This is a genomic window from Acidobacteriota bacterium, assembly GCA_016712445.1.
Classification (GTDB): domain Bacteria; phylum Pseudomonadota; class Alphaproteobacteria; order Caulobacterales; family Hyphomonadaceae; genus Hyphomonas.
This window is the reverse complement of record JADJRB010000001.1, coordinates 2,252,642-2,266,039: the sequence shown is the minus strand read 5'-3', so window position 1 is coordinate 2,266,039 and position 13,398 is coordinate 2,252,642. Positions and strand designations below refer to the sequence as shown.

Here is a 13,398-nt window from a genome sequence, read left to right as displayed (position 1 = left end):
GTGCCCGGCGGCGATTGCGGTTCTTGTGTCCCTTCTTCGGTGACGGCGGCGGAAAGCCTCGCTAGAAGGCGCCATGAGCATCGAAGACGACAAGACGAACCTGCGCCACCGCATGCGCACCCTGCGCGCCGAAGCGGCCGCGCGTGATCCGGACGGCGCCGAAAAGCTCGCGGCCATCTTCCCCATGAAGCTGCTGGAGCGGTACGGCCCGGTCGTGTCAGCCTATGTGCCGATCAACGAAGAACTCAACCCCATGCCGCTGCTGGAACGCCTCTCGCGTGCAGGCGCCGAGACCTGCCTGCCCCGGATGACGAGCAAGGGCATCAGCTGGCGCCTCTGGTCGCCGGGCGAGCCGCTGGAGCGGCGCGGCTTCGGCCTGTCCGAGCCTCCGGAAGATGCGCCCGAAGCCGTGCCCACCCTGGTGCTCACCCCGCTGCTGGCGTTCGACACGCAGGGCAATCGCCTCGGCTACGGCCGCGGGCATTACGATCAGGCGCTGTCGGTCCTGCGCGCCAAGGGCCGCGCATTTGCCTGCGCCATCGCCTATGCGGCGCAGCAGATCGACAAGGTGCCGGCCGAAGCCCACGACCAGCCGCTCGACTGGGCCGTCACCCCGATCGGCTCCGTGCCACTGTTCATGATGCGCAATCGCGCCGCCCTGACCGCGCCGGCGCCGGATGACGGCTCGGCCGCCTGAATTTCTCCCTCCCGTTGGCGCGGAATTTGCTGGTTAGCGAAGCGTTAACACGAGGGTACCGGGCTTGCCGGAGCATCAACCATCTTTTCCGGCTGGCCCGCAGACCGCCGATCGCAGCGTCGATTTGCTGGTGATCGGCAGCTGGCTGGCTGTGCTCGTGGTTACTTTCGCGCTGCTTCGCCCGCCGGCGCCGCCGAAAGCCCCGCTGCCTGCACCTGTTCCAATTGTGGCCATCGCCGCCGCGCCGGACTTTTACCCCTGGGTGCGCCCCGGCCAGGCCGCAACCACGCGCGCCGGTGTGTTGCCCTGGCAGGCCCCGCCCAAGCCCCGCACCGGCGGCTTCCTGACCCGGCTGGCAAATCCGCAGCAAGACCCGGTTTTCAATGCCTCCAACTACGGCAATGCAAACAGCTTCTACGGCGGCGACTGGCTGCCGGAGAACATCGCCCCCCGCGGTGGCGGCGCCTTCCTCGAAGTCAAACGCGAGCAGCATGGCGGCCTGCCCTATACCGCTGCCGAGATGCAGTCCGGCGGCAAGTATCATTACGGGCGCTACGAAGCCGTGCTGCAGCCCGCGCGCGGGTCGGGCGTCGTGACGGCATTCTTCACCTATACGGGCCCGTGGTTCGGCGATCCGCATGACGAGATCGACATCGAATTCCTCGGCGCTGACACGACCAAGATCCACTTCAACTATTTCCGGAACGGCAAGAGCATCAAGCCCGCCTCGTTCGACCTGCCGTTCGACGCCTCCGCGGCGCCGCACCTCTATGCGTTCGAATGGCGCCCGGAAGGCGTCACCTGGTTCGTTGACGGCGTACCCTATTACGCAACGCCGGTGGGGGATCCGTCATTGCCGGTGTCTGCGGGCAAGGTGATGTTCAGCGCCTGGACCGGCAAGCCTTCGATGGAAGGCTGGCACGGCAAGGCGCTATTCAGGGATGGCACGGGTGCACAATTCAACTGTGTGTCGTTCACCCCGCTGGGCCACGACACACCTTCCTGCGGCACCACCTACCGCAGCGGCGGCAGCGGCGCGGCCTCCAGCGCCAACTGACAGGCGGGCTGTCAGCCCTTGGCTTCGCGGTTGATTTCGTCGCGCGCGACCGGCAGCAGGCGGGCGAGTTCTTCCTTCACCAGCAGTTCCGTGGCGCTGACGCCAGCCGCGGAAAGGTCCGCAAGCACCTTGCGGATCACGTCATTGTCGCCGGCTTCCTCGAGATCGGCGATCACGACCGACTTGGCGTAGGCCTCGGCCTGGTCGCCGCTGATGCCCATCAGGCCGGCTGCCCAGAGCCCAAGCAGCTTGTTGCGACGCGCGGTAACGCGCATCTGCGTTTGCTGGTCGAGAGCATAGCGGGCTTCCTCGGCACGTTCACGATCATCGAAGGAGCTCATGGAAATACCCTTTTCTGCGGCAGGAGTTAGCGATTCCGGGGTCATATAGGTCTGCGGGGGCTGTGTTCGCAATAATTGTTTCTGCCCGCGACTTGGCGTAACAGTCGCGCCTTCAGGGGCGTCGGCTGGTGATTCCGCCGGGACAGGTCGCCCCATTGCTGCAGGAAGGGCCGGTCACAATGAGCAAACGGCGCATCGTCTATGAGGGAAAAGCCAAGATCCTCTACGAGGGTCCGGAGCCGGGCACCCTGATCCAGTATTTCAAGGACGACACGACCGCCTTCGACGCGCAGAAGAAAGCCGTGCTTGACGGCAAGGGCGTGCTGAACAACCGCATCAGCGAGTTCATCATGACCCAGCTGAGCGCCATCGGCATCCCGACGCACTTCATCCGCCGCCTCAACATGCGCGAGCAGCTGATCCGCAAGGTCGAGATCATCCCGCTGGAAGTGGTCGTGCGCAACATCGCCGCCGGTTCTCTGTCGACCCGTCTTGGCATGCCGGAAGGCCAGCAGCTGCCGCGCCCGCTGGTCGAATTCTACTACAAGAGCGACGCCCTGCATGACCCGATGGTTTCGGAAGAACACATCGCCGCGTTCGGCTGGGCCACGCCGCAGGAATATGACGACATCATCGCGCTCGCCCTGCGCGTGAACGATTACATGTCCGGCCTGTTCGCAGGGGCCGGCATCCGGCTGGTCGACTTCAAGATCGAGTTCGGCCGCTATTTCGAGAACGATCACGACATGCCGCGCATCCTGCTGGCTGACGAGATCAGCCCGGACAGCTGCCGCCTCTGGGACTACAAGACCGGCGAGAAGCTGGACAAGGACCGCTTCCGCCGCGATCTCGGCGGCGTGACGGAAGCCTACGCGGAAGTGGCACGGCGCCTTGGGATCATCAAGGAATCGGGCGACACGGACAATGTCGTCAGCTTCACCGGGGGCAGCAAGTGATGAAGGCCGTTGTACACGTCTCGCTGAAGTCCGGCGTGCTCGACCCGCAAGGCAAGGCGGTCGCCGATACGCTCGCGCGCATGGGATACGGCGAAGTCGCCGCTGCCCGGGTCGGCAAGGTGATCGAGCTTGAGCTGGAAGACGGCCTCGCGAAGGCCGATGCCGAGAAGCGCGTGAAAGAAATGTGCGAGAAGCTGCTCGCGAACACCGTGATCGAAAGCTACCGGATCGACGTGCTGGCCTGAGCGAGAGGCATTTCGTGACAAGACAGGAAGCGCCGCTTGCGGCGCTTTTTTGTTTCGCAGAACCCGCCGCCGCGAACGGACATGGTTTACCGGGGATTCACAAAAAACCAATTTAGTGAGCGAATGATCACTTGCAAAATCCGGCTGCCTGCATTAATTTGACGGTGCAGAACCTGGAGACCAGCCCGATGGCAAAGCCTGCCGCCACCCCGCGCGCCGAACCTGACAAGAAGCCGCGCGTGCGCAATGCCAAGCCGAAGATCGAGCGGGCGGCGCTCAAGCTGTTCATCCATGAAGGCGTCGACGCCGCTACGACGCGCGAAATTGCCGACAAGGCCGGCGTGTCCGAAGGCGCGCTGTATCGCCATTACAAAGGCAAGGACGAGTTGGCCCTGGCCCTGTTCCAGGCGACCCATGACAGGCTGTCGAAGCTGTTGGCCGAAGCACTGTCAGGCAAGGGCAGCCTCGAGACGAAGGCGCATGCGGCGGTCCTCGCCTACTGCACGCTCGCCGACGAAGACTTCCTGCTGTTCTCGTTCCACCTCGTCTCGATGAATCGCTACCTGCCCTATGACAAGCGCCGCGAGGACGACCCGGTCTCGATCACCGAGCGGATCATCAGCGGGCTGATGGACGCCGGTGCGATCCCGAAAGGCGATCCGGCGTTGAAAGCGGCGATGGCGCTCGGCGTCGTCATGCAGGCCGGCCAGAACAAGATCTACAACCGCCTGCCCGGCCCCCTGTCGCAACACGCCCCGGCCATGGCGCGCGCCATCCTCGCCGTTCTCAAGTCAACCTGATCCTTCGTTCACGGAGCGTCTTCCAATGCGTGGCACTCTCTTCCAGTTCGCCTACTGGCTGCTGTCGGTCCTCTACGTGCTCGTTTCGCTACCTTTCCTCGCCTGGCCGGGCCACGGTCCGGTGCGGGCGATCATCAAGAGCTACACGCGCGCCATGAACTGGGCGCTGCGCCTGATCGCGGGCATCCGCAAGGAAGTGCGAGGCCGCGAACGGCTGCCGGACGGCGCCTTTGTGATCGCCTCCAAGCACCAGAGCTGGGGCGACGGGTTCCTGGTCTATCCCGAAGTGACGAACCTCGCCTTCGTGACCGGCGACCACCTAGAGCGCTTCCCGCTCGTCTCGGGTATCCTGAAAAAGCTCGGCGCCATCGTCATCGACACTTGCGGCGGCGGTGAGAAGAAGGCGTCTTCGCTGGCCGAAGGGATGCAGAAGGCCAAGGACGACGGCCGGCGCGTGCTGATATATCCGGAAGGCCACCTCGCTCCGGTCGGCTATCATTTCCGCTACAAATCAGGCGTGTGGCACATGGCCGAGGCGATGGGCGTGCCGGTCGTGCCGGTCGCCACCAATATCGGCGTCTTCTGGCAGCAGCAGGAATCGCCGCGCCGCACCGGCAAGGCAATCATTGAGTTCCTCGAACCGATCCCGCCCGGCCTGCCGAAGGATGAGTTCATCGCGCGCCTGACGGAGGCCGTGGAATCGCGCTCCGCCGAACTGGTCGCCGAGGCCACCGGCGAACCGGTGAAGCGCGCGATCCTGATCCCCGACCCGCCGAACGGCATGGAAGCCAAGCCCACGCCCGACAACCTGGCCGCCTACGGCAAGGCGTGATCCAGCAAGGCTGCGCGCCACAGCGCGCACTTCTGCTCGAAGCTACGCGCGGCATGCGCCGGACTGGTGGATGGCAACGGGTGCACACGCGCCTGCTCCAACAGGAATTTGGCGCCATGCTTGCGGAAACTGGCCGCCGCCTTCCCGCCATTCAGGCCTATGATCCGGATACCTGGATGGGCGGCGAGGAAGGCCGGGAAGTCATTCGGCACTTCGGCGCGGATCGCGGTGTCGAGGCTGCCTTCGCGCTCGCAGGATTGCAGTACATCCCAGACCGCGACCTTGCGCTCCTTGAGACGGCCGACTCGCTCCGCATACGGCAGGTCCGGACCGGCGCCGAACAGGTCTCCCATGATCGGCCAGAACGCATTGCGCGGGTGCGCGTAATACTCGCCCGCCGCAAGGGAGGCGACACTCGGCATGCTTCCAAGGATGAGGATTTTCGCGTCCGGCGCCGCAATCGGCGCGAAACTGCGGACGATCATTCCGCCGCAGCGGGTACGATGGTGACGCTCTCGCCGCAGCCGCAAGCGTCGGTCTGGTTCGGGTTCCGGAACACGAACTTCTCGTGCAGGGGCGTCACTTCATAGTCGAGCTCGCTGCCCAGCAGGAACAGCACCGCCTTGGCATCGATCACGATGGTCACGCCGTTGTCCTCGACCACCTCGTCCAGCGCTTCCGGCGCCGACGCATAGTCCATGACATATTCCATGCCCGCGCAGCCGCCGTTCTTGACGCCCACGCGCAGGTAACCGAGCCCGCGCTCTTCCATGATCTCCCGCACACGCGCCGCAGCAGCGTCGGAGAGGCGAACTGGTTTCGGTCGGGGACGTCTGGCCATGGCTTGTAGATAGGGGCGCCGCCCCACTCCTGCAATCAGAGCATGTTCAGCGCGAGGCGCGCTTCATCGGACATGCGGGCGGGGGTCCAGGGCGGGTCGAAGGTGAGGCGCACTTCGACATCGTTCACGCCTTCGACGCCGCGGGCGGCATTCTCGACCCAGCCTGGCATATCGCCGGCGACCGGGCAGCCCGGCGCGGTCAGCGTCATCTCGATATCGACCTTGCGGTCATCGTCGAGGTCGACCTTGTAGATCAGGCCAAGCTCGTAGATGTCGACCGGTATTTCAGGGTCGAACACGGTCTTGAAGGCCGCGATCAGGTCGTCCGTGATCCGGTCCATCTCCGCCTGCGGAATCGCCGAAGACGCGGGCGAATCGGCCGCGTTCAAGAGGTCCCGGGAGGCAAGATCGTCAGCCATGAGCCTTCCTATACCAGCATTTTCCGCGCCTTGGCGAGCGCTTCGGCGAAGGCGTCGACCTCCGCTACCGTGTTATATAGGGCGAAACTGGCCCGCGCTGTAGCCGGGACGCCCAGATGCTGCATCAGCGGCTGCGCGCAGTGGTGCCCCGCCCGGATCGCCACGCCGTACTGGTCGAGGATCTGGGCGATATCGTGGGGATGCGCGCCCTCAAGGCTGAACGACAGGACGGCTCCCTTCCCGGGCGCCTCGCCATGCACCTTCAGGCCATTGATGCCGCGCAGCGACTCACGCGCGCGCGCATAAAGGGCATGCTCGTGCGCGGCGACTTCGGCAGCCTCGAACTGGCCCATCCAGCTTAGCGCTGCGGCGAGGCCGACGGCCTCGAGGATCGGCGGCGTGCCGGCTTCGAACTTGTGCGGGGCGGTGTTGTAGGTGACACGGTCGGTGGTGACGATCTCGATCATCTCGCCGCCGCCCTGATAGGGCCGCGCGCGGTCCAGCGCTTCGGCCGTGCCATAGAGCGCGCCGATTCCGGTCGGACCGTAGACCTTGTGTCCGGTGAAGACGTACCAGTCGCAGCCGAGCGCCTGTACGTCGACCGGCATGTGCACAGCGGCCTGGCTGCCATCGACGAGCACTTCGGCGCCGGCGGCATGGGCCAGTTTCGTGATTGCCGCGATATCAGTCACCGTGCCGAGCACGTTGCTCATCTGTGTGATGGCGACCATCTTCGTCTTCGGACCGAGCGCCGCAGCGAAGGCTCCCATGTCGAGCGAGCCGTCTTCGGTCAGCCCCACCCAGCGCAGCACGGCGCCGTGCCGTTCGCGCAGGAAGTGCCAGGGCACGATGTTGGAATGGTGCTCCATGATCGAGAGCACGATCTCGTCGCCGGGCTGGATGCGGCCTGCCAGCGCCGAGGCGACGAGGTTGATGCCCTCGGTCGATCCCTTGGTGAAGATGATATTGTCCGTGGACGGCGCATTCAGGAAGCCGCGCACGGTTTCACGCGCGCCCTCGAAGGCCGCCGTCGCCTCGTTCGCCAGCGTGTGCAGGCCGCGGTGAACGTTAGCATAGGCCGTGCGCGCCTGCTTCGCCATCGCATCGAGCACAGCATCCGGCTTCTGCGCGCTGGCGGCGTTGTCGAGATAGACGAGCGGATGGCCATTCACGTCCCGGGCGAGGATCGGGAATTCGGCGCGGATGGCGGCTAGATCGAACTTACGGGGCATTGGCCAACCAGCCGCTTGCCTGCGCGCGCAGCGCCTCTTCATGCACGCCTGCGTGCTCAAGCGCTTCGGCAATGAATGCTTCCGTCAGCATGGCGCGGGCCTGCACCAGCGGAATGCCGCGCTGGCGCAGATAGAACAACTGGCCCGCATCCAGCGCGCCGGACGTGTTGCCATGCGCGCACTGGACATCGTCGGCGTGGATTTCCAGTTCGGGCTTGGCGAACACTTCCGCGCCTTCCTCCAGCAGCAGCGCATTGTGCTGCATCGACGCGTCGGTCTGCTGGCCAGACGTGCGCGGCACGAGGAACTTGCCCTGGAATACGCCGCGCCCGCCATCAAGCACGGCGCCCTTGGTCGACTGGCGCGTGATGCAGGCAGTCGCGCCGTGACGCACGTGCGTCGTGATGTCGGCATGCCGGCCGCCGCCGGCGAGATAGGCGGCGTTCAGCGTCGCCCTGGAACCCCTGCCTTGATGCACGAGGCGCGTCTCAATACGGGCGAGCTTGCCGCCCATCGCCAGCACCGTCTGCGTGCTTTCGGCACCCTCTTCCTGTTCGACGAGCGCGGTCACAGCTTGCGCTTCTGCTGCGCCAGCGGACTGGTAAACCACCCGGCTCAGGCGTGCGCTCTTCTGCAAGGTGAATTCCAGCAAAGCTGCCGACAGCGCCGCACCGCCAAGATGGCTCTCAGACAGGCGAAGCTCCGCCCCCGGACGAACCAGAAATACGATGCGCGCGGCATTGATCGCGCCCGGACCAGAAAAAACCATGTGCAACTGGACCGGCGCGCCAGCGCTGACATCCGCCAGCAGCGTGCCCGGGGAAAGCGCAGCCGCGAGCGCGCCGAGCGGAGCATCCTCAGCGCCGCCCATGGCCTGCACATCGTCCTTCGCCAGAAGGCGCAGGCCGGGCGGCAAGGATTGGGGCGGCGTGTAGCCGGCGGGCGTGAACCGCAAGGTGACCGTGTCGTCCCGCGCCAGCGGATCAGCCGCTTGCGGCCCCTTCGAAGCCTCGAGCGAGGTGACGCCCGCCTTGAAGTCGCTCCAGCGCCAGCCTTCGATGCGCCGTCCGGGCAATCCGGTCTGCGCGAAGGCCTCGAACAGGCGTTCGCGGCGCGGATCTGCCTTCAGGGCAGCATAGCGGGCGACCAGTTCGAGTTCCGCAACCGTCGGATTACGGATGATATCCTTGAGCGCGGTGGTCACACCGCCTCCGCCAGCACGCCGTCATAGCCTTCAGCTTCCAGCCTGTGGGCCAGCTCCGGCCCGCCGGTCTTGATGATGCGGCCCTTGGCCAGCACGTGCACCTTGTCCGGTTTGATATAGTCGAGCAGGCGCTGGTAATGCGTGATCACCAACATGCCGCGCTCTGGCGCGCGCAGCGCGTTGACGCCCTCCGCGACGGTGCGCAGGGCGTCGATGTCGAGCCCGCTATCGGTTTCGTCCAGCACCATGAAACGCGGCTCCAGCATCATCATCTGGTAGATCTCGAGCCGCTTCTTCTCGCCGCCCGAGAAGCCGACATTCACCGGACGCTTCAGCATTTCAGGATCAAGGCTCAGCACCTTGGCGATCTCGCGCGATTTCTTGATGAACTCCGGGGCCGAAATCTCGGCTTCGCCGCGCGCCTTGCGCTGGGCATTCATGGCGGCGCGCACAAACGTCATCACCGGCACGCCCGGAATTTCGACCGGATACTGGAAGGACAGGAACACGCCCCTGGCGGCCCGGTCTTCCGGATCGAGCGCGAGCAGGTCATCGCCGTCGAGCGTCGCGGTGCCGCCGGTCACCGTGTACCCCTCGCGGCCGGTCAAAACGTAGGAGAGCGTCGACTTGCCCGCCCCGTTCGGGCCCATGATGGCGTGGACTTCGCCCGCAGGCACGGCCAGCGACAGGCCATTCAGGATGGTTTTCGCATCCTCGCCTTCGCCGACAGTCGCGGTCAGGTTTTCAATCTTCAACATGGCCCGCATTTAGGGCCCATCAGGCGTCAGGGAAAGCCCCTGCGACAGGATAGGAGCGTTCAGCCCAGCTATACCGGAATGCGTGTTTCCGGCTCAGCCGGCGGCGGCCACCAGCGGCACAACGAACAAAACGGCACAAATCACGGCCAGACCAATGGATTGTTTCAACATGTTGTCCTCTCGGACGGCCCCCTGTGGCCGTTTGAGGATCAACGCAGCAAGTTCCGAGCCGGTTGCCGGCTAACGCAAATTAACCAACGCTACCTTCAAGGCTCACTTCCAGCAGCTTCTGGGCCTCCACGGCGAACTCCATCGGCAGCTCCTGGAGCACTTCGCGCACGAAGCCGTTGACCAGCAGGGCAACCGCCTGCTCTTCGCCGATGCCGCGTTGGCGCACGTAGAACAGCTGGTCTTCGGACAGCTTGGTCGTCGTCGCTTCATGCTCCAGCTGCGCATCGGCGCGGCGGTTCTCGACATAGGGCACGGTATGTGCGCCGCAGGTCTGACCGATCAGCAGACTGTCGCACTGCGTGAAGTTGCGCGCCTTCTCGGCGCGTTTGTTGATGGAGACGAGGCCCCGGTAAGTATTGTCGGACCGGCCGGCGGAGATGCCCTTCGAGATGATCCGGCTCTTCGTGCGCTTGCCGAGGTGGATCATCTTGGTGCCGGTATCGGCCTGCTGGCGACCGTTGGTCACCGCGATGGAATAAAACTCGCCGACCGAGTCGTCGCCGCGCAGGATGCAGGACGGATATTTCCAGGTGATCGCCGATCCGGTCTCCACCTGCGTCCAGGAAATCTTGGAGCGCGCGCCGCGGCAGTCGCCGCGCTTGGTGACAAAGTTATAGATGCCGCCCTTGCCGTCCTCGTCGCCCGGCCACCAGTTCTGCACGGTTGAGTACTTGATCTCGGCATCGTCCAGCGCGACCAGTTCGACCACGGCCGCATGCAGCTGGTTTTCGTCGCGCATCGGCGCCGTGCAGCCTTCGAGGTAGGATACGTACGCCCCCTCGTCGCAAACGATCAACGTGCGCTCGAACTGGCCGGTGCTTTCCGCGTTCATGCGGAAATAGGTCGACAGCTCCATCGGGCAGCGCACGCCCTTGGGCACATACACGAACGTGCCGTCCGAAAACACGGCGGCGTTGAGCGTGGCAAAGAAATTGTCCGTCGACGGAACGACTGTGCCGAGATACTTGCGCACAAGCTCCGGATATTCCTGCACGGCCTCGGAGATCGACATGAAGATCACGCCGGCCTTCTTCAGCTCTTCGCGGAACGTCGTGGCAACCGACACGGAATCGAACACGGCATCCACCGCCACGCGCGGTTTCTCTCGCGCGGTCGCGGCCGTCTCGGCCGCACCCTCGACGCCGAGCAGCACTTCCGCCTCGCGCAGCGGGATGCCGAGCTTGGCGTAGGTATCGAGGATTTCTTTCGGCACTTCATCAATGGACTTGTACTTCGCCGCATCCTTCGGCGCGGCGTAGTAATAGTAGGCTTGGTAGTCGATCTTCGGGTAGTTCACCCGCGCCCACACAGGCTCTTCCATCGTCAGCCAGCGGCGGTAGGCGTCCAGCCGGTATTCGAGCAGCCACTCCGGTTCGCCCTTCTTCGCGGAGATGAACCGCACGGTATCTTCGTTCAGGCCTTTCGGCGCAAAATCCATTTCGATATCGGTGACGAAACCGGCCGAATAGTTCTCCGACTCGAGGCGCTTCGCCGCCTCGACCGTCTTTGCATCGATGCCGTCCTTCACCTTCACTTCGGTGCAGGTTTCGTCGTGCTCATCCATTCCGCCGCAGCAATCCATTACGTCTCGTTTCCATTCCTGGAGGCGTCTCTCTCGCGAGCCGCTTCTTCGGCCTTGTTGTAGCAATCAAGCCGGGTTTTCGCGTCGAGTTCCTTGTCGCACGCGCGCCGGGCGGCGCTGTCATAGCTGCCACTGCCCATGTCCGTGAGCACGGAACACCCCGAAAGCGCCAGTGTGCTCGCAAGCAACAGCCCCGGCAGCATCTTGAACTTCCGTCGAGGCATCACGCAGTCTCCTTCAACACGGTTCGCCGGGCCGCTTCGAGCCAGGCGTCGGCGACGCGCTCGAAGTCTTCCGCCTGGCTGTTCCAGCCAAAGCTGGTGCGGATCGCCGATTCCGCAAGCGCGTCATCCGCTCCCATGGCCAGCAGCACAAGCGATCTCTTCACCTTGCCGGACGAGCAGGCCGATCCCGCCGAGACGCAGACACCTGCAAGGTCCAGCGCCATCACCTGCGTTTCCGCCCGGAAACCGGGCCGCGCGAAATTGGACGTCCCGGCAAGCCGGAGCGAGCCTTCACCGATCACGGTCACGCCGCCCTCAGCCTTCAGGCGCGATTCCATTGCGTCCCGCAGCTTCGCAAGCGCGGCATATTTCGGCAGATCGCGCACGGCGGCTTCCGCCGCTGCGCCAAATCCGGCAATCCCGGCGACGTTCTCAGTTCCCGACCGCAGGCCACGTTCCTGTCCGCCGCCATACTGCAGCGCCTTCAGCGGCGCACCCGCCCGGTGCCATAGTGCGCCGACGCCCTGCGGCCCGCCGATCTTGTGCGCCGACAGCGCAATATAGTCAGCGCCCAGCAGCGCTGCGTTGACTTGCACCTTGCCCAGCGCCTGCACAGCGTCGCACACGACGAGGCCGCCCGCCGCGCGCACCAGCGCGGCCGCCTCCGCCACGGGCTGGAGTATCCCGGTTTCATTGTTCGCCAGCATCAGCACAAGCACAGGCGTGCCTTTCGCGGCCGTGTCCCAGCCCTTGAGGCGGTCGCCCAGATCGCCAAGATCGACCCGCCCGTCCGGGCCCACATAGGCCGTCTCGACCGGCACCCCGGCATGCGCCGCCGCCTTGGTCGCCGCCTCGTGCTCGATGGCCGAAACGATCAGGGTTGCCTTGCCGTCCAGCGCCAGCACGGCGCCCTGTATGGCCAGGAGCAGCGATTCCGTGCCGCCGCTGGTGAAGATGATGTCGCTCGCCCGCGAGCCAATCGCCCCGCCGATCTGCGCCCGCGCCCGCTCAACCACCGCGCGCGCCGCCCGCCCGGCCTGGTGGACCGATGACGGGTTTGCCGCCCCCAGCGCCAGCGCCGCCATCACGGCGTCGCGGGCTTCCGGCCGCATCGGGGCGGTGGCGTTGTAGTCGGCGTAGATCATGCCCCTATATATAGACGTTTCCGGCCTCTGCCGCACCCTGCAGAAAAATTTGCATTTTGCGGTCGATTTGGCCTATCTCGCCCCCTTCACTGACAAAAACCGAGGATCAGATGGCAGAAATCATCATTCCGGGCCCCCAAGGGCGGATCGAAGCACGCTATACTGAGCCGCCATATCCGGGCGCGCCGATTGCGCTGATCCTTCATCCGCACCCGAAAGCCGGCGGAACGATGCAGGATCCGGTCACGATCATGCTCTACCAGCTGTTCGAGAAGCACGGTTTCGGCGTGCTGCGCTACAACTCGCGCGGCGTGGGCCGTTCGCAGGGCGTGTACGATCAGGGCATCGGCGAACTGGAAGATGCGGCCTACGTCCTCGACTATCTGGAAAACCTGTCGGAAAGCCCGCGCCTTGTCTGGTGTGCCGGCTATTCCTTCGGCGCATGGATCACGCTCCAGCTGCTGATGCGCCGCCCGGAGATCGACGGCTTCCTCGCCATCTCGCCGCCGGCCAACCACTACGACCTCTCCTTCCTCGCGCCCTGCCCGGCCTCGGGCCTGATCGTCGCCGGCGACGCCGACTCGATCGCCTCGCCGGAAGATGTCGAGCGCGCCCTGTCGAAAGTGCGCGTCCAAAAGGGCCACAAGGTCGAGCGCGCGAAGGTCAAAGGCGCCAACCACTTCTACGTCGACAAGCGCGAAGAGCTGATCGCCCTGTGCGAATCCTACCTGCTGCGCCGCCTCGACGAAGCTGAGCAACAGCTGCGCCTCGAAGCAGAAGACGGCGTGGATGCCGACATCGTCGAAGAAGACGAAGATTTCGAAGACTAGGCCG

17 protein-coding genes are annotated in these 13,398 nt (G+C 64.9%); 7 read left to right on the top strand and 10 right to left on the bottom strand.

Annotated features, from left to right (window positions below; genetic code table 11):
* Positions 1–73: 73 nt before the first annotated feature.
* Together IPK75_11525 and IPK75_11520 are read left to right on the top strand one after the other, a co-directional pair.
* Positions 74–697: a 5-formyltetrahydrofolate cyclo-ligase gene (locus tag IPK75_11525; GenBank protein MBK8198986.1), complete on the top strand. Its 624-nt coding sequence runs from the start codon at positions 74–76 to the stop codon at positions 695–697.
* 64 nt (positions 698–761) lie between these two features.
* Positions 762–1,754: a family 16 glycosylhydrolase gene (locus IPK75_11520; GenBank protein MBK8198985.1), complete on the top strand. Its 993-nt coding sequence runs from the start codon at positions 762–764 to the stop codon at positions 1,752–1,754.
* An 11-nt stretch (positions 1,755–1,765) separates the two neighbouring features.
* On the opposite strand, the gene IPK75_11515 is transcribed toward IPK75_11520, so the two are convergent.
* Positions 1,766–2,095, bottom strand: a complete 330-nt coding sequence (locus tag IPK75_11515; GenBank protein MBK8198984.1) for a DUF1476 domain-containing protein — start codon at positions 2,093–2,095, stop codon at positions 1,766–1,768.
* A 179-nt stretch (positions 2,096–2,274) separates the two neighbouring features.
* On the opposite strand from IPK75_11515, the gene IPK75_11510 reads away from it, so the two are divergent.
* The 4 genes from IPK75_11510 (at position 2,275) to IPK75_11495 (ending at position 4,928) form a co-directional block, all read left to right on the top strand.
* Positions 2,275–3,051: a phosphoribosylaminoimidazolesuccinocarboxamide synthase gene (locus IPK75_11510; protein MBK8198983.1), complete on the top strand. Its 777-nt coding sequence runs from the start codon at positions 2,275–2,277 to the stop codon at positions 3,049–3,051.
* Positions 3,051–3,296, top strand: a complete 246-nt coding sequence (purS, locus tag IPK75_11505) for a phosphoribosylformylglycinamidine synthase subunit PurS (protein MBK8198982.1) — start codon at positions 3,051–3,053, stop codon at positions 3,294–3,296. The genes IPK75_11510 and purS overlap by 1 nt, the downstream gene beginning before the upstream one ends.
* 188 nt (positions 3,297–3,484) lie before the next feature.
* Positions 3,485–4,096, top strand: coding sequence for a TetR/AcrR family transcriptional regulator (locus tag IPK75_11500; protein MBK8198981.1), 612 nt, complete (start codon positions 3,485–3,487; stop codon positions 4,094–4,096).
* Positions 4,097–4,121: 25 nt separating this feature from the next.
* Positions 4,122–4,928, top strand: coding sequence for a 1-acyl-sn-glycerol-3-phosphate acyltransferase (locus IPK75_11495; GenBank protein MBK8198980.1), 807 nt, complete (start codon positions 4,122–4,124; stop codon positions 4,926–4,928).
* Here IPK75_11495 and IPK75_11490 read toward each other — a convergent pair.
* From IPK75_11490 to IPK75_11450, 9 genes are all read right to left on the bottom strand, one after another.
* The gene (locus IPK75_11490) at positions 4,913–5,413 is read right to left on the bottom strand and encodes a DNA-deoxyinosine glycosylase (protein ID MBK8198979.1); all 501 of its coding nucleotides are present in this window, start codon (positions 5,411–5,413) and stop codon (positions 4,913–4,915) included. The genes IPK75_11495 and IPK75_11490 overlap by 16 nt on opposite strands.
* Complete coding sequence (locus tag IPK75_11485) at positions 5,410–5,769, bottom strand: iron-sulfur cluster assembly accessory protein (GenBank protein MBK8198978.1); 360 nt, start codon at positions 5,767–5,769, stop codon at positions 5,410–5,412. The genes IPK75_11490 and IPK75_11485 overlap by 4 nt, the downstream gene beginning before the upstream one ends.
* Before the next feature lie 35 nt (positions 5,770–5,804).
* Positions 5,805–6,188, bottom strand: coding sequence for an SUF system Fe-S cluster assembly protein (locus IPK75_11480; protein ID MBK8198977.1), 384 nt, complete (start codon positions 6,186–6,188; stop codon positions 5,805–5,807).
* 8 nt (positions 6,189–6,196) lie between these two features.
* Entirely contained in the window at positions 6,197–7,420 is a 1,224-nt protein-coding gene (locus IPK75_11475) for a cysteine desulfurase (GenBank protein MBK8198976.1), read from the bottom strand.
* Positions 7,410–8,624 carry a SufD family Fe-S cluster assembly protein gene (locus tag IPK75_11470; protein MBK8198975.1) on the bottom strand — a complete coding sequence of 405 codons (1,215 nt, stop codon included), beginning with the start codon at positions 8,622–8,624 and terminating at the stop codon, positions 7,410–7,412. Before IPK75_11470 ends, IPK75_11475 begins: the two co-directional genes overlap by 11 nt.
* Complete coding sequence (gene sufC / locus IPK75_11465) at positions 8,621–9,382, bottom strand: Fe-S cluster assembly ATPase SufC (GenBank protein ID MBK8198974.1); 762 nt, start codon at positions 9,380–9,382, stop codon at positions 8,621–8,623. The genes IPK75_11470 and sufC overlap by 4 nt, the downstream gene beginning before the upstream one ends.
* Positions 9,383–9,632: 250 nt before the next feature.
* Positions 9,633–11,177 carry a Fe-S cluster assembly protein SufB gene (gene sufB / locus IPK75_11460; GenBank protein MBK8198973.1) on the bottom strand — a complete coding sequence of 515 codons (1,545 nt, stop codon included), beginning with the start codon at positions 11,175–11,177 and terminating at the stop codon, positions 9,633–9,635.
* A gap of 17 nt (positions 11,178–11,194) precedes the next feature.
* Positions 11,195–11,419, bottom strand: a complete 225-nt coding sequence (locus IPK75_11455; GenBank protein ID MBK8198972.1) for a hypothetical protein — start codon at positions 11,417–11,419, stop codon at positions 11,195–11,197.
* Positions 11,419–12,564, bottom strand: coding sequence for a cysteine desulfurase (locus tag IPK75_11450; protein MBK8198971.1), 1,146 nt, complete (start codon positions 12,562–12,564; stop codon positions 11,419–11,421). The genes IPK75_11455 and IPK75_11450 overlap by 1 nt, the downstream gene beginning before the upstream one ends.
* 110 nt (positions 12,565–12,674) lie before the next feature.
* On the opposite strand from IPK75_11450, the gene IPK75_11445 reads away from it, so the two are divergent.
* Positions 12,675–13,394 carry an alpha/beta hydrolase gene (locus IPK75_11445; GenBank protein ID MBK8198970.1) on the top strand — a complete coding sequence of 240 codons (720 nt, stop codon included), beginning with the start codon at positions 12,675–12,677 and terminating at the stop codon, positions 13,392–13,394.
* Positions 13,395–13,398: the final 4 nt, after the last annotated feature.